Below are 15,445 nucleotides of genomic sequence, written 5' to 3'. Positions count from 1 at the left end.
GAAAAGCAATCCCAAATGCCTTCAGCAATGGGATAGAGAGCTGCGTAGCTCAGCCGAGGCGGGTTAATCCGCTCGAAGTGAAAGCGAAAGGGGAGGGACCGGGTGCCTCCCGTGTCATGTAATAGATGACTATACTTTTACCAGCTATTACCCCCAATAGCCGATAAAAAAATGCAGGCTTGGATACGAAGCCGTCACCTAATTTTTTTAGGTCAATTTTTGATTTTTGAAACTTTAGACTACCCAGCCGTTGAGAGATTTGAGCAATGTATCATCAGTCTAGGAGGATGCTTAATTTCTGTGGAACCGCTCAAACGAGTTTGGATGGGAAATCACCGACAAGTGATGCTCTATCAAGGGAAAGGGAGTTTGCATACACCTCATCATGAACTGCGACAATATTGGTTCAAATACGGAAGTTTTCAGACGAGATTTGATGAGAGAGTTTAAAGAAACGAGGTTCACGGTCAAAAAAAGATTTCGGTGTTAAGATAATTTTGGTAAGTTGCACAAAGTGAACCCTGTTGTTTAAAGTAAGGAAAAGTCCTGCTCTGTTGCGGTTATGGATATTCACGAAATTGAAGCGTTTCTAGATAATTCTGATTTTCAATATCGACTCAAGGCGATCGCAGCTCTGAAAGATTATACACCAGAGATTGCCGTTCCTTTGCTAAAAGCTCGGCTCAACGACCCAGAATTTTTAGTCCGTACCTTTGTCAGCAGGGGATTTGGACAACAGCAAACCGCCGAATCTTTCGCCGCCTTGCTGCAAATCATGAAACTTGATAACACTCCCAATGTGCGCGCCGAAGCGGCAAATTCCCTGTCGCTCTTCGGTAGGTGCGCTGCGTCTCATTTAGTGCTGACTTTTATTCAGGATGACCACTGGCTGGTGCGTCGCAGCATTTTGGGGGCGCTGGTAGATATGGAGTGCTACAACGAACTGTTTGAGGTGTGCGTGGAAGCTTTGGCGGGGGAAGATATGACCACCCAGGAAGCGGCTGTGGACGCGCTCGGTGCTTTAGCTGGAAGCAGTCAGGAAGCAGCGGCATTGGCTCGGTTGTTGGCGCTGGCTAGTTCTGAGTATGAAGGGATTCGCCAGCACACTGCATCTGCTTTGAAGCATTTTGATGATCCAGAAGCGAAGCAGGTGTTGAGTCAACTGCGGCAAGACTCCCATCATCGAGTGGTTGGTGCGGCTTTAGAAAATTTGCTCGATCGCAATTAAGAATATTTTATCAAGTTCTAGAGGCAGAAACCGGGTTTTTTCGGGAAATATGGCCTGAAGTGCGAGGAATGTGGGCGAACGAACCCGGTTTCTTAAATGCCTGTGGTTAATTCCTGCGATTGTTAAGCGGTCAAACTTGACTGAACTGTTTTAAGCCAGCGATTAAATTGTCAAAAGCAAGACCAGATAAATGCTGTTCCTCAGAACTAAATTGCTGTAAACTGACTATTTTTAATTGTTGTAATCCACAGAGCATCGCCGCCACGGGAACTCGCAATTCTTGATAAAGTAGTTCCATGTTTTCTAGTCCTGCTTGACTGGTAAATTCCGGGTTTTTCCCTGCTATGCTATAGGAGACGGAGCGCAAGAAATGCCAAAAATCTCGCCAACAAGCTTCGGCGCGTTCAGCAGGATAGAGGTCATTGTCTGGTTCGGTGATATTTGGAAAGTCGGCTAACACCTTTTCCCTGGCATTCGATACAAGATTAGGAGCTTGCTCTCGCAGCAATCTTGCTTGTTCTAACATTGAAGAGGTATCGGGAACCAGATTTTTGATGATTTCTAAATCTTCATCTGTGAGATATCGACTTTCATCGTCAGCCTTTTGAAAAATGGCAATTACTTCATCTGGATAGATATTTTTCCAAGTAGCAAAGCTGACAATTCTCGCTTTGGGAATTAATTGTTTTGCTCTTTCACTTAATTGCATAGCTATTAAAATTGTCCGGAGGGAATTGAGTACAATTCAAGTTATAGACTAGAATTATGAGAAAATTGATTAAGATTTGTTACATTTGAGAGAATCAAAGATGAGAGTGTGGTAAAAGTCTTCATTAGATTAAGTGCGATCGCACGTTTGGTTTCATAACGAAATATTACTTTGTTATCCATAAAAGAGACTAGGCCCAGGGCGATCGCCTATTATCCTGTGTTCAGGGAGAGATTGAAGGAGCTAAATTATAATCTATGTTTAAGCCATTTCAGCAATTTCTAGAAAAAGAACTGTTTGAGAACTTTGCACTAGAGAGCCGTCCCATTCCCTCTGGATTGGAATCTGTGGTGAGTGAAAGAGGTAAAAATCCCGCCACAATTCAAAGCTGGTGTTATCAATGCCCTGAATTGCGAAAAATTCGCTACACCTACATCGATGCTGGGGAAACGGCACAAATTTTTAACAGTGTCATTTATCCAAGCCACAATTACGATGTGCCGTTGCTAGGGATTGATTTTTTAGCGTTTGGACAAAAGAAAATCTTGGTGGTGATAGATTTTCAGCCGTTATTTCGCGATCGGGCTTACACAGACAAGTATATCGAACCGTTGACCGAAATTCGAGCTAAATACAGCTCGTTGGTACAAGACTTAGAAATGAAGTTTTATGATGCCAACCAGTATTTTTCCAAGAATTTGCTCTTTGCCAAAACCGACGCCGAAACAGTAGTGAACCAATTGTTTCCCGCCTATCAAGAATACGTCCAGTTGTACTGGAAAATGCTACAGCAAGCTACTCCCCTGACAACTCCCGAAGAAATTCAGCGGATTGTGAAAGCACAGAAAGAATACGATCAGTATAGTGCAGAAAGAGACCCCGCATCCGGGCTGTTCGGCAGCTATTTTGGTCATGAATGGTCAGAGCGCTTTTTGTACGAGTTTTTGTTTGAAGATGCTGTTCCCTTAGCGGTTCCCGCCGGGACAAAATAAATTAAAAATGACTCTCTATCAGCCTTTTTTAGATTACGCCATCCCACTGCTCAGGGAGCGACTTGACTTAGCTCCATATCCGATTCCAGCAGGTTTTGAAAAAAAAGAATGTATCACTGGGAAAGGAAAAAAAGAGCAGTTGGTTGTCACTACTAGCTATGCTTTTCAATCGCCCAAACTGCGACAAATTCGGGCGGCTCATGTTGAGGGCGGTGATGCTCTTCAGGTTTTGAATTTTGTGATTTTCCCGCAAATTAATTATGATTTGCCTTTTTTTGGGGCGGATTTGGTGACTTTACCGGGGGGACATTTGATTGCTTTGGATATGCAGCCGCTTTTCCATGATGCGGCTTATCAGAAGCAATACTCTGAGCCGATTTTACCGATTTTTAACAAGTATCAAAAAGATTTGCCCTGGGGCGGAGATTTTCCGGAAGAGGCAAAACCTTTCTTTTCTCCTGCTTTTCTGTGGACTCGTCCCAAGGAAACTGAGGCTGTGCAAACTCTTGTGTTTGATGCTTTTAAGGATTATCTACAAGCTTATCTCGATTTGGTCGATCGCGCGCAACCAGTCACCGACAGTCAGAGATTGGTCGAGATTCTTCAGGCTCAACGCAATTATATCAACTATCGTGCGGCGAAAGATCCTGCGAGGGGGATGTTTCTGCGGTTCTATGGTGAGGAGTGGACTGAGGAGTATATTCACGGTTTTCTGTTCGATTTGGAACGCAATTTATAGGAAAATTAAAATTTGTTCGTAGTGAGGACTTTAGTCCTCTGAATTTGCGGACTTAAGTCCGCACTACAAACGGTTTGTAGTGAGGACTTTAGTCCTCTGAATTTGCGGACTTAAGTCCGCACTACAAACGATATCTAATTTGCAAGACTTTGAGCTGTGTTATTCCGAGTATAAGGATTCCAAGTACCTAACTCCTTGGAATTGCGACTGCAAAGCATCGCTCTTGTTTCGGCGCTCAATCCTTGTACCAAGCTGAAATCAGCACCCGCAATACTTTGCAATTGATCTAAATTTGCTCCAGTCAAATCAGCAGCCCGTAAATCTGCGCCTTGCAATTCAGCTCCAATTAACATGGCATTTCGCAAATAAGCACCAGTCAAAAAAGCATTCTGAAGATTAGCGCCACTTAATGCCGCTCCTTCTAAATTTGCTCCAGTTAAATCCGCTCCACTGAGATAAGCACCTCGCAGATTGCAATAACTTAAATCCGCTCCTCGGAGATTGGCTGCATTCAAAAAAGCTCCGCTCAGACTAGCTTTCGGGCCAATAGCTTCGGATTTTTGGTAATTAAATCCTTCTGGCCACATAGTCTTGCTATCATATAAAGCTAATTTAAATTTAGCTGATTCTAGCTTGGAATCAACTAGATTGCAACCTTGTAAATCAGCTCGAAAAAAATAACTTTCTTGTAAATTTGCTCCACTCAAATTGGCGTCTCGGAGATTGGCGCGCCGCAAATCTACTCCCTGGAGATTTGCACCTTGGAAATTGGTTTTGCTGAGGTTCGCGCCAATCAAGTTTGCTCCGCTCAAATCAATCCCGGATAAATCCATTTGGCTGAGGTTGATTCCCTGAAGGTTGGTTTGAGCTAGGCTTTTGCTTTCCTCGATAGCTTGTAAGACTTCTGTGAGAGTCAGGGGTTCAGAGAGGAAAAATGAGTGTTGACGAAGTGCCATTATATTTTTGAAGATTTATTGATGGAATTGCTCAAAGTTGTCCGGTGTCATTTATCCTAGAATTTGATTGTTGTGCGATCGCCAGAAAGTTAATTTTCTTAACCGAAATTCGATCCGATTTCCCTTCCATCCCCCCAGACAAGGGGACTTGCTTGATTCCTCTCGCTAAGTTGACATAGAAATGCTGCTAACACCACCGATGACTATGATGGATTTCTTTCGCAAGAGTGAGGGCGTTTGGTTCACTCAGCGAACAGTCCACAATTTTGATACTGCTGCTGCTGATGAGTCGGGAGAATCCAATGTCATGATTGATGTCTTATCAATTGATGATCCCAGAGTTTTAGAGGTTTGTCAACAGCAAAATGTAGATCCTGCTTTGGTTAGTGGGGGATGCAGTTTTATGTGGCAAGATAATTTGGATGATGCCATCCCGAACCAAAATTATGCTGCAATTCTGATCGATTTGCCGAATCCCAATAACCCGAAGATGGGTAAGTTTCTGAGAAATCGAGGCTACGTTGAAGGTATTCCGGTAATTGGTATTTATAATTTTGCTGATGATGGGGTATTGACTATTGAGACGGAATATGAGACAAATCAAGGACAGGAACGCTGTTGGTTTATTAACGATCATTTTCGCGTGCGCGTGATGACGGTTCAAATGAGCAATGGGGTTAAACAAATGGCATACTGTTCTGAGCGTCGTTGTATTTCTCCGTCTGTTTTAGAAGAGTTGTTGGAACACAATCGCTTGAGAGTTTCTGAGGCTGCTGCGGTGTCGCGTTAAAGTCTCTGGAAAAAATGCTTTTTGATTGGTCAAATTCAACTATTGTCAATATTTTTTTAGGGCGGGCAGGATGCCCACCCCACAAGCAACTGGGCGGGCAGGATGCCCACCCCACAATAAAATTAATTGGTTGTGGAACTGGCATCTTGCCAGTTCGATGCCCACCCCACAAGCCACTGGGCGGGCAGGATGCCCACCCCACAAGCAACTAACTGGGCGGGCAAGATGCCCGCCCCACAATAAAATTAATTGGTTGTGGAACTGGCATCTTGCCAGTTCCTAAGAATCCTGTATGATGTGAGTTTAACTGAACTCGATCGCCTAACTGTTTTCAACTGTTATTAAACTCTCAAAACTATGTCTGAAAACGAAGAATTGACAACATCGGCTCGTGATGAATCTGCCGCAGATTTAACAGAAGATTCAACACAGATAGAGGCTGAAGAATTGGTGGAAGTCATTGCCGAATTTGAGCGGTATCGGGAACGTTTGGTGAATGAAACGATGGCGGCGGCACAAAAGGCTAAGCTACCACAGAAAGCAGCTATGGCTAAAATTGAGCCGGAACTTGCTAAAATTGATGCTGGACTAGACAGTCTCCGCACTCAATTGGCGGCGATAACTACTAATAATTAGGTGGCAATGATGGTCAATTCTAATGCTCAATCCCAAGATGCTGCAATTGTGTTAGCTCATGCCGAAACAGATGCTTTGCTTCAACAAGTTACTGAACAAATAGATTTAGATACTTTTGATGTTAATGATGCTGAGCTTTTGAGGAGTCTGGTTGAATCTTTGGGTGATACGCGGGGGATGACTCGACTGCGTTGTGCGGAAACTCTGGCGGAAATTGGTGAAGCGGCGACTCCTTTTTTGTTGGATGCTTTGGGAAATCATGTTAATCCGGTTGTGCGGCGTGCTGCGGGTAAAACTCTGACTTTGATTGGCGATCCGACTGCTGTTCCTAATTTAATTCATGCTTTGTTGAATGATGAGGATACGGTGGTTAAGGGTTCGTCTATTGGGGCGCTGGCGAGGATTGGTGAACCTTCTGTGCAGGCTTTGTTGGATATTTTAGCATCTACCGATTTGCCGGAAAGTACGATCGGTCATGCGGCTTGGGCGTTGGCGTTTATTGGGGCGGGTGCGAAGGAGTATTTGTATCGGGCGATCGCGTCTGATTCGCCTGTGGTGCGTGGGGCGGTGGTTGGGGCGATCGCCAAAATCGCCCAGGAAGAGCCCAAAGCCGACTTATTTGAGATTTTGGTGAAGTCTCTAACGGATGTTGATGTTGACGTGCGTTGCGAGGCGGCGGCTGCTTTGGGAAATCTCGCCTATAAGCCTGCAATCCCCAATCTGATTGAGTTGCTGCATCATGGCGATGGCGAAAGTCGCAGGGCGGCGGCCTTGTCTTTGATGAAAGTGGGCGATCGAAGTGCGATCGAGCCGCTACAAGCTGCATTAGCCAAGGAATCAGAGGCGGCTGTGCAAGGAGTAATTAAGTTAGCAATTTCTCAAATTAAGTAACTAAAAATATGACAGAATCTGGAACAGGGCGGATGTTGCTTTCCCACAATTTTGATATGCAAGAGGGTATCTTTCCAACCTTAAGTAGAGAAGATTTGACTCTGGTATTTGCTGAGGGTTTAAGTCAATATCCTGGGATTAAGTGCCGTCAATTAAATCATGCTCATTGGATGGTAGAAGTTTTATTTTCTACTCATGATTTTGCACCACCTCAAGTTGGGGAATTGTGCGCTGAAGCTTTGGTAGATAAGCGAAAGAGTCAAGGGAAAGTTGATGATTCTTTTCCTGATGTTTTGATTTTAGCGGGATTGAAAAAGACTCCGCCATTGAGTAGCGATGTTGAGGCGCTGCAAACGGGAGAATGGGGGGTTGATGTGGTGGAAACTGCGTCTGCTGAGAGTTTTTTGATGGCGATGGGCTGGGAGGAAAAAACATCTGGGAAAAGTATTGAGGATGTTTTTAAGGTTGAAAGGAGGAAGGGGTAAAAGGTAAAAAGCTGTTTGGAAGGTCATAGATAAGTCCTGAAGCGCTGATTTTGACGTTCACAAAACTATCTATCTCCCGTAGATCAAATGATTGAACTGAAGTTTATTGGGTCTACTAATTTTCAGCATCCTATCAGGACGGTCATGAGTCTCATTTAAACGGTCATGAGTCTCAGTTAAGCGGTTAATGCGTGTTTTCCCTTTGGAAATGCTAATATGACCGATACTGACAAAACGATATTCATAAGCATCAAGAAAGTTCTGTTGATTCCAAAATGCTTTTCCGATTTCCTGACAATAGTCAACAAAGCATTTTGCGCCCGTTAGTTGCTGGATAATTTTTGAATTCTGGTCTTTATTTTTCTTCATCTCAATGCAAAAGATGATTTTTTCTGTGGGAGTATCAGCAACGATCACAAAATCAGCACGTTTGCACTGACCTTTTGAGCTGGTAAAAATCTTGTTTGGTGCTGGGAAAGCATCGGCTTTAATGACAATAACTTGAGCATCATCAGGCATTCCATCAATCGTGACAGAATAGTCAGCAGGCGGAGGCTCTTTGAGTATAACTTGCTTTTTACCTTTGTGTTCTTCCAATGGTACTGTAGCACTTTCCTTAATCATCTCTTTGAGGATAGCAATATCAGACATTAATCCTGACCCCAAACAATCGATTCCTGAATCCTGTTCATCGTTTCAATAGTTGTATCAAAACTGCGGGCTTCAATACCCATTTCTGGGTCAATATCGGCTGGTGTCAGCGTTTGACATTTATTTGTTTTTGTACTCCCTGCCTCTTCCGCAATATAAACTTTGATTTTGTTAGACGAAATTAGTTCTACTTCCCGATAACCTTCTTCTTCAGCAACTCGCTTCAGATGAGGTTTGTCATGGTTAAGCATAATCAACGTATTCAGTTCTTTAATAATGTAATCGCTGTGGGTAGTGATAAAAACCTTAATACCAAGATTTACCAAGCGAGCAAATAGACGTGCGACGCGGCGCTGGTTTTCAGGATGTAGATTCAATTCTGGTTCATCTATCATCAGTAAATCGCCAATTTGAGCCTCATGTTTTAGGTAAAAACCGATGTCTAATAGAGAACGCACAGCACTAGAACTTTCATCCATAGAAAGCTTGAGCCTTTTACCATTCGGCTCATAATAAAGTTCATCATTACGAGTAACAGTGTATTGGCCACCGATTATGTCAGCAAAATCTGCCAGTATATCAGGATGTTCCTCAGCAATAAAACTGCTTTTTTTAACAATGGTTTCCAGTTCCCTCGTAAAGTCAACGTTTGTCTTGATTGGCAAAGCGTAGTCCTGATAAGCTTTAAATAAAAGCTGCATTGGATTGATATTATTGTTGCTTTTACCCATTTGTTCAAGCAATCTATTACGGGCAAAATTCAACTCTTTGCGAAAAATAGCTGCACCAGTTCGCTCTGCACTAGCGATAAAAGGACGAGGAATAATTTCGTCAAAAATAATATGTTTCAGTGCATCGGCAATGGTTTGTTTAATTATTTCATTGGGAATTTTTGCCTTTTCTTTTTCAACTAGCAAGGTGACAACTAATTCTCTACTATCTTCTCTTTTGGTCATCGAGAATAATTCGACATTTGCAGATCCTAGTGTTGACTGAAATTGGCTTGCCAAGGTAATATTTTTGATGTCTAGATTTACCTGAAACTCTGTTTTTTTAAATCTTTTAGCCGGCGCTGCAAAAATCTGAGGCAATTGCTGTGTATAAACTTGACAAGCTTTAGAAACAATTTGCTCAGCCTGTTCGACATATTTTTGTATATCTAGATGAATTACGCCGTCAGCAAGGAGTTGTTGGATATTATCGTCGTTGATTTCGATCGCCAAAATCTGCCGCCAAGTAAACAAAAAGCCAAACAGTGCATAGGTAGCGTAGGTCTTTCCGGTATTGTTGCCGCCACAAATAATTGTCAACTCGCCAAGGGTGAATTCGGCTTGTTTTAGGGCACCAAGATTTTTGACTTTAATTTTCATTGGTGTTTTCCTTAGATTGCAATGTGCCTCAGTAATATCGCACAAACCAGTCTAAACAGCCAGCGCCTTGATACTTTCTTGGGTATCAAGAGGGATCTTTTGCCAACTCGTGGCAATGTTAATATTCATATTGGTTTGAGCGATATCTAACAGCGTATCATCAATTGAGTGCATTCGATTTTCGCGCAACCAAATTAAAATTTCCGCTAAATGCCAAATAGAATGTGTACCTTCATAAACAGGAATCGGAAATCTTGATTTGCTTTCGATCGAGAGATTTCTCATTTGCAGTTGAGTATAACCCAGAATTTTAGCTGCATCCGTCAAGCCAACTAAATCTGGTGCTGCTTCAATTAGAGTAACACTTGGAACAGCTTTTTTGATATCATTAATCGCACTAGAAATAGCTTCATAAGCCGACGATCCCTCGCGGATAAAATTTAGTGCTACATATTCTTTATTTCCAACTCCAATTAAGGCATCGTCACAGCCACTTGCATACAGTCTCTCAATAAAATCATCAGGATCGGCTGGGGAATTGTTCAGATTAAACTTCAAAGTAAAATCATACTCGTTCATTTTTTATTCCTCCTCCGAGGAAGACTCATTCACATCGTTATGCTTTGTGCAATTATCCACTACTCGGCGAATTTGTTTTCCATGATTCCCTGAGTTTTTTGGGGTACTCCAAATACTGGATATACAAAAAATCCCGCTTCTACACTCTTTATCGTTGTAGGGACAATAAATTTTCCCCCAAGCATGAGAACCACCAACATCAACGCGCCATCCATTTTTTTCAGCGTATCTCAACGCATCCTCAACTTCTGGCTTTGGGTGAGTTTTTCTGACCATTACAATTTTTGCTTACATATCGTTCAACACGCTACTATAAACCTAACTATTCTGCACGCTTATAATTCATCACCAAATCCAATCGCGATAAAGAACTTGTCGCTGATTCCCGCACATAGGAATCCACGGTTTCATCATTCGCAAATGTGGTGAGAACTTCTACACAACGTCGATCGCCCACAGAAGCCAATGCACTCACAATCGCCACCTGTACCGCTACATTATCCGTTGTATTCAGCGATTCCACCAAAATCTCGAACGCAGAGGAACCCATCTGCCCCAAGGCCATCACGGCTGCAATATGCACCACAGGATTAGCATCATCGATCGCCTTTTTCAATCCCTGCAAGCCCACTTCTGGGAAAGGCAACTCTGGATAATTAATCGCAACTTGCGCCAATACCTTCGCCGCACTCCCTCGCACAGTCACATTCTCACTGTTTAACATGGCGTCAACCACCGGTGATATGGCATCCTCACCGATCGCACCTAACACCTTCACCGCCGCCCGACGATAGGTGACATCTTCGTCGTCTAAAATGGCCACCAGTCGAGGAATTGTATTTTCATCGCGGGAATCGGCAATTTCAAACATCGCCCGATCGCGCATATGAGGATTCGGGTGTTTTAGTTTTTCAAACAAAGCATCTGTTGTCATAATTTTTGGGGTTTTAGGTTTTCTAATTTAAGCTGAATTAACAATCCTGGACGCATAAATATCTAAGAAACCGGGTTTTTACCAGTATTAAAAGCTGGGATGCAGTATTTTGGTAAAAAAACCCGGTTTCTGCCTCCCGTCTCAGGTAGGGACACGGCACTGCCGTGTCCGGCTGTAGGGACACGGCACTGCCGTGTCCCTACTATATTTCAGATGTTAAAGAAGTATGAGCATCTATTTTAGCTTGAACTAACCAATCTTGGTCAGCCGCAGCAACTTCATAACCACTAACATCACCAAGTTTTTCTAGTGCCATTAATGCAGCATACTTCAAATCCCAGATTTTAGTTTCCAGACAGGTTTTCAATTCTGGAATAGCACGCTTTTCTCCGAGTTCCCCTAGGGCGATCGCAGCCGCCGCACGGGATTTCTGAAACTGGGGTTGGGGGTTATTCAAAGCTTCCAATAACAAATCGTAGGCGGGAGAGTGTTTGAGCCAACCAAACAATTTTACTACATGAAAATGCGCTCCATAATCATTGTTTCCTTCTTCTGCAAAGGTGGCAAACAGGGCTGCCGGTGCCTCCTCTGAATAATGTTCTAAAATTGTTTTAGTTGCTAAATAGCAACGACCAAAATCCGTTTCGTATAATTGGTTAATCAGAAACGGTAATTCTGGTAATTCTTCATAGCTGTGGACTAAATCTAAATCCCCTGGTTGATCCCGTAAGGTTTGTTCTAAATAGGGTTGAATGGTGTCAAAGGTAAGGGATTTGTCGGCGATTCCGGCTGCTGCTAGCATCCGAATTCCCCTCAGCCGAAAGACTAAAGATACGGGACATTTGGCAATGTTGGGAATGGCCTCGTAGTGGTGGGCGTCAATCAAATCCTGAATTGATAGTCTGCGCCCTAGGACATTTTTGTGTTGCAGCATGGCGACAACTTGTCCCATTTTAGAAAAGTCTCTGGTTAGGCGGCAAATTGCGGCGATCGCAGCACTAGCAGTCGGTGGATCGAGATCGTCAACAAATTTGCGAATTCTGGTCTCGGCTGGTTGATAATCTAATTTAGTCAGGGTGTGGATGATTACTCGGTAGGTTTGTCCTGGTTTATCGAGCAATTGAGCAACTTCTTCTAACATATCGGCGTCTTGAGTGCCAATTTCGCCGATCGCCCAAACCGCATTTTCCACGGTGTAGCAGTCATCATCGCTCAGACAGGTGCGAATCACCGGCAATGCTTGGACAGCTTGCAGTCTTCCCAAGGTTTCCACCGACTTGCGGCGCACAATCCGGTTTTCTAGCACCGGATCGGTTTGCTCTACTGCTCGGATCAGTGCTGCGATCGATCGATCTGTGGGAAAGTTTATCAAATGGGAAGCGGCTATGTAGCGGGAATCCTCTTCGCCGATTTGGTCTTGTGGCGTATCTAAAAGGGCGATCGCCTGGTCTTCAGTTAAATTAAAAAAACTAAAAAAGCGTTTATCCATAAAATTATAGTAGAAGGAAGAAGGAAGAAGGAAGAAGGAAGAAGGAAGAAGGAAGAAGGAAGAAGGAAGAAGGCCCTTCGACTTCGCTTAGGAACCGGTTCAGGAAGAAGGAAGAAAGTATGCCCGATGCCCGATGTCCGATAGAAATTAGCATATGTCTATCCAAACAAAATAACAAGCCCAGGAATTCTTTACCCTTACTTTACCGCAATCGGTAGAGCAACGAGCCAAGATTTCCTAGACTTGTCGGGGTAAAAATTACCCACTCACGACATTACAAACCTGTCTAATTAATTAGGACAGGGAGTTGATGGCGTAGTCAAGAAGAGCATTGTACTCAGTCAAAGCTTGAGCAGACATATCGCGAGGAGTGCAACCGCGGTTACGAGCAAAGCTTAATGCTTCAACGTAAGGAGCAGTAGGCAAGCTCAAAGCGCGATAGACTTCGCGTTGACCAGCAATACCCCATTCATCAAGAGGGCCTGTGCCGCCAACTACCAAGCAGTATTGAACCAAGCGCAGGTAGTGCTTGATGTCGCGGTGGCATTTTGCTTTGAAAGTATCGGTGGAGTTAGCTTGACCGGATTCGTTCAAGTAAGGATACTTTTTGATGCAAGCATCATAAGCTTCTTTAGCAACTGCATCCAGGTTGGCGCCCAATTTTTCAGCAGCTTCTAAACGAGCAGCAGAGCGTTGGATAGAACCTTGAACTGATTCTAGATCAGAGGTGCTAGGAAAGCGACCTGCTGCATCAGCAGAGGCGATAGCGGTGGTGAGAACTGATTTCATTTCCTTAAATCTCCTAAAGTGATTTTGACAGTGAGCGTAGTTTCAATTTTGCTGAGCGGATTGCGATTAGCAATTGACTAGCTCAGTGCAGAAATGATACGGTCGAAGTAGCTGGAAGATTCGGCAACGAGGCTGGCGCAACGATCTTCAACTACGATAGATCCCATTTTCCGCAACTTAGCACCAGCAAATTTTTCGCTGGGGTTGTCTTGGATGTGAGCAGCGGCTTGAGCCTTCATGATTTGAACTGCACGCACGGTGGAGGTGGTGGGTACGCCCAAAGCTGCGTAGGTTTCTTTCAAACCATTCAAGCAACGGTCGTCAAGAACGGAAGCATCACCAGCCAACAAGGCGTAGGTGACATAGCGCAAGATGATTTCTGCATCGCGCAAGCAAGCAGCCATGCGACGGTTAGGGTAGCAGTTACCACCGGCTTGGATCAAGCCTTGGTTTTCGCAGATCATACCGGCAACAGCGTCGGAAACCATGCAGCTAGCGTTGCTGGCGATCGCGTTTACAGCATCCAAGCGTCGGTTGCCGCTGGCAACGAAAGCTCTAAGGGCAGCAATATCACCAACGGTGGAGGTGCTGGCATCGGCTGAAACTACAGCTCTTGAAAAAGCGTCAAGCATTGAGTTCTCCTTAACTTAGACGAAAAATTATTTCTTATCTCAGTTGGTCAACTTGGTGACGAACTTGATGGTCTTGAATATATCTAAGGAATGAGACAGAGGTCTCATTCCTGAGAAACAAAGTAACAATTTGTTACTTTGGTCGCGAAAAGCACATTTTTTCGTTTAACAAACATCTCCATACCACGATCGGCGGATTCTGAACAGAAATGTCGATCGCCCGATCGCCCGATCGACTCACCAGTTAGGGAAGCCCTGGAAGACGATCGCACTTCGATCGATCGCCCAAGCTATTTTAAAATTGATCGATAACCGAAAATGGTGATTAGCTATGATGGCAAATCTCTCGGCGCGCTGCTATGCGGGCGAAAGCGATTTAACTGCGATCGCCGATTTAATCAATACTTGCGAAGAAGTCGATCGGCTCGATCAAGGCACTTCCATCTCGGAATTACAACAAGAATTTAACCAACCGTCCCGAGATTTAGCGCGCGATATCTGTCTTTGGGAAGATGCAGGCGGCAAATTAATCGGTTTTGCCGAGTTGTGGATTTCTGAACCTGGGACAGTCATCGATGGTTGGCTGTCGTTTTCAGTCCGCCCCGAGGCGCGCTGCGGAGATGTGGAAGCGGCGGCAGTGGCTTGGGGCGAAAGGCGGATGCGCGAGGTAGCATCATTGCGGGGCGCGCAGGTGAAGCTGCGATCGGGGGTTAGGACACAGGATGCCGATCGCATTTCTGTGCTCACAAATTGCGGTTTTAGGGTCGATCGCTATTTTTGTCGCATGGCGCGATCGCTCACGGAACCGATCGCCCAAGCCCAATTCCCAGAAGGTTTTGCGCTGCGTCTATTCCCCGGCGAACAGGATTCGGAAGCTTGGGTAGAAATGTTCAACCAGTCGTTTATCGATCACTGGAATCACCACGATTTAACAGTCGAGAAATTCAAATACGATTTAGCAAAACCCAGTTACAGAAAGGATTTAGACTTGATTGCAGTTGCTGCTGACGGGACTTTTGCAGCTTTCTGTTATTGCGAAATTAATGTCGAGGAGTGCGATCGTACTGGACGAAATGAAGGCTGGATTGCTGTTCTTGGTACGCGGCGCGGTTTCCGCAAACTTGGATTGGGACGAGCGATGTTGCTGGCTGGTTTGCAGCGACTGAAAGCTGCCGGTGTCGAGACTGCGATTCTCGGCGTGGATACTGCAAATCCTTCCGGTGCATTGCGACTTTACGAGTCTGCGGGCTTCCACAATATTCGCGATAGCATTTCCTATATTAAAGATGTTTGAGCAGTTGGGCGATCGGGATTTACGCGCAGGATTCAAGAAACCCGGTTTCTCTGTGTATGCCTTGTCACCAAACAGTATTTCTCGTAGAAACCGGGTTTCTGGGCCCGGGTGCAAAGTTCGCGATCGCACTAGGTACGTAGTTGCGCTTCAGCGCTCTTAATATATATATGAAAGAGCGCTGAAGCGCAACTACATACCTGTATCTAAAAAACTTTTCCTACCCCCTTGACACTTCTGTAGTATGTGTGTAGCATAAACATATGGAAAGCGCAGGAGAGCCA

At 44.3% G+C, this 15,445-nt stretch carries 19 protein-coding genes; 10 read left to right on the top strand and 9 right to left on the bottom strand.

The annotated features are described in order from the left end of the window. Positions 1-171 precede the first annotated feature (171 nt). Positions 172-450 (top strand): CpeR family transcriptional regulator, encoded by a 279-nt coding sequence (locus tag JGK11_RS19430; RefSeq protein ID WP_293192369.1) that lies wholly within the window; start codon positions 172-174, stop codon positions 448-450. A 112-nt stretch (positions 451-562) separates the two neighbouring features. Further along, complete coding sequence (locus tag JGK11_RS19425) at positions 563-1,228, top strand: HEAT repeat domain-containing protein (protein ID WP_293212534.1); 666 nt, start codon at positions 563-565, stop codon at positions 1,226-1,228. Positions 1,229-1,358: 130 nt separating this feature from the next. Here the strand turns inward: JGK11_RS19425 and JGK11_RS19420 are convergent, their stop codons facing one another. Further along, a complete protein-coding gene (locus JGK11_RS19420; RefSeq protein WP_293212532.1) occupies positions 1,359-1,937 on the bottom strand; it encodes a phycobilisome protein in 579 nt (192 codons plus the stop codon). Between the two features lie 257 nt (positions 1,938-2,194). On the opposite strand from JGK11_RS19420, the gene JGK11_RS19415 reads away from it, so the two are divergent. Together JGK11_RS19415 and JGK11_RS19410 are read left to right on the top strand one after the other, a co-directional pair. After that, entirely contained in the window at positions 2,195-2,929 is a 735-nt protein-coding gene (locus JGK11_RS19415; RefSeq protein WP_293184986.1) for a 15,16-dihydrobiliverdin:ferredoxin oxidoreductase, read from the top strand. A 7-nt stretch (positions 2,930-2,936) separates the two neighbouring features. Continuing rightward, complete coding sequence (locus JGK11_RS19410; RefSeq protein WP_293184987.1) at positions 2,937-3,668, top strand: phycoerythrobilin:ferredoxin oxidoreductase; 732 nt, start codon at positions 2,937-2,939, stop codon at positions 3,666-3,668. A gap of 134 nt (positions 3,669-3,802) precedes the next feature. Here JGK11_RS19410 and JGK11_RS19405 read toward each other — a convergent pair whose 3' ends face one another. Then, entirely contained in the window at positions 3,803-4,624 is an 822-nt protein-coding gene (locus tag JGK11_RS19405; protein WP_293192373.1) for a pentapeptide repeat-containing protein, read from the bottom strand. A 181-nt stretch (positions 4,625-4,805) separates the two neighbouring features. Between JGK11_RS19405 and JGK11_RS19400 the strand changes: the two genes are divergently transcribed. The 4 genes from JGK11_RS19400 (at position 4,806) to JGK11_RS19385 (ending at position 7,426) form a co-directional block, all read left to right on the top strand. Continuing rightward, positions 4,806-5,414 carry a phycobiliprotein lyase gene (locus JGK11_RS19400; protein WP_293212530.1) on the top strand — a complete coding sequence of 203 codons (609 nt, stop codon included), beginning with the start codon at positions 4,806-4,808 and terminating at the stop codon, positions 5,412-5,414. A 357-nt stretch (positions 5,415-5,771) separates the two neighbouring features. Further along, positions 5,772-6,050 carry a hypothetical protein gene (locus tag JGK11_RS19395; protein WP_293184990.1) on the top strand — a complete coding sequence of 93 codons (279 nt, stop codon included), beginning with the start codon at positions 5,772-5,774 and terminating at the stop codon, positions 6,048-6,050. A gap of 6 nt (positions 6,051-6,056) precedes the next feature. Beyond that, positions 6,057-6,941 (top strand): HEAT repeat domain-containing protein, encoded by an 885-nt coding sequence (locus JGK11_RS19390; RefSeq protein ID WP_293212528.1) that lies wholly within the window; start codon positions 6,057-6,059, stop codon positions 6,939-6,941. 8 nt (positions 6,942-6,949) lie between these two features. After that, positions 6,950-7,426, top strand: a complete 477-nt coding sequence (locus tag JGK11_RS19385) for a DUF2656 domain-containing protein (RefSeq protein ID WP_293184992.1) — start codon at positions 6,950-6,952, stop codon at positions 7,424-7,426. A gap of 69 nt (positions 7,427-7,495) precedes the next feature. Here the strand turns inward: JGK11_RS19385 and JGK11_RS19380 are convergent, their stop codons facing one another. The 7 genes from JGK11_RS19380 to cpeB form a co-directional block, all read right to left on the bottom strand. Next, positions 7,496-8,077 carry a hypothetical protein gene (locus JGK11_RS19380; RefSeq protein ID WP_293184993.1) on the bottom strand — a complete coding sequence of 194 codons (582 nt, stop codon included), beginning with the start codon at positions 8,075-8,077 and terminating at the stop codon, positions 7,496-7,498. Continuing rightward, complete coding sequence (locus tag JGK11_RS19375) at positions 8,077-9,447, bottom strand: ATP-binding protein (RefSeq protein ID WP_293184994.1); 1,371 nt, start codon at positions 9,445-9,447, stop codon at positions 8,077-8,079. Before JGK11_RS19375 ends, JGK11_RS19380 begins: the two co-directional genes overlap by 1 nt. A 51-nt stretch (positions 9,448-9,498) precedes the next feature. Further along, positions 9,499-10,026, bottom strand: a complete 528-nt coding sequence (locus JGK11_RS19370; RefSeq protein WP_293192386.1) for a hypothetical protein — start codon at positions 10,024-10,026, stop codon at positions 9,499-9,501. A 322-nt stretch (positions 10,027-10,348) separates the two neighbouring features. Then, the gene (locus tag JGK11_RS19365; RefSeq protein WP_293184997.1) at positions 10,349-10,960 is read right to left on the bottom strand and encodes a HEAT repeat domain-containing protein; all 612 of its coding nucleotides are present in this window, start codon (positions 10,958-10,960) and stop codon (positions 10,349-10,351) included. A gap of 202 nt (positions 10,961-11,162) precedes the next feature. After that, positions 11,163-12,449, bottom strand: a complete 1,287-nt coding sequence (locus JGK11_RS19360; RefSeq protein WP_293212526.1) for a HEAT repeat domain-containing protein — start codon at positions 12,447-12,449, stop codon at positions 11,163-11,165. A 294-nt stretch (positions 12,450-12,743) separates the two neighbouring features. Next, positions 12,744-13,238, bottom strand: coding sequence for a bleomycin hydrolase (locus JGK11_RS19355; protein ID WP_293184999.1), 495 nt, complete (start codon positions 13,236-13,238; stop codon positions 12,744-12,746). A 77-nt stretch (positions 13,239-13,315) separates the two neighbouring features. Continuing rightward, complete coding sequence (gene cpeB, locus JGK11_RS19350; RefSeq protein ID WP_293185001.1) at positions 13,316-13,870, bottom strand: C-phycoerythrin subunit beta; 555 nt, start codon at positions 13,868-13,870, stop codon at positions 13,316-13,318. Between the two features lie 138 nt (positions 13,871-14,008). On the opposite strand from cpeB, the gene JGK11_RS19345 reads away from it, so the two are divergent. Together JGK11_RS19345 and JGK11_RS19340 are read left to right on the top strand one after the other, a co-directional pair. Beyond that, the gene (locus tag JGK11_RS19345; protein WP_293192392.1) at positions 14,009-14,182 is read left to right on the top strand and encodes a hypothetical protein; all 174 of its coding nucleotides are present in this window, start codon (positions 14,009-14,011) and stop codon (positions 14,180-14,182) included. A gap of 19 nt (positions 14,183-14,201) precedes the next feature. After that, entirely contained in the window at positions 14,202-15,164 is a 963-nt protein-coding gene (locus tag JGK11_RS19340; protein WP_293185003.1) for a GNAT family N-acetyltransferase, read from the top strand. Positions 15,165-15,445: the final 281 nt, after the last annotated feature.

Origin of the sequence: Microcoleus sp. PH2017_34_RAT_O_A (genome assembly GCF_020737885.1) — a bacterium.
Classification (GTDB): Bacteria; Cyanobacteriota; Cyanobacteriia; order Cyanobacteriales; family Microcoleaceae; genus Microcoleus.
Note: the sequence above shows the minus strand (reverse complement) of the source record. Positions and strands in the feature narration are given on the sequence as shown.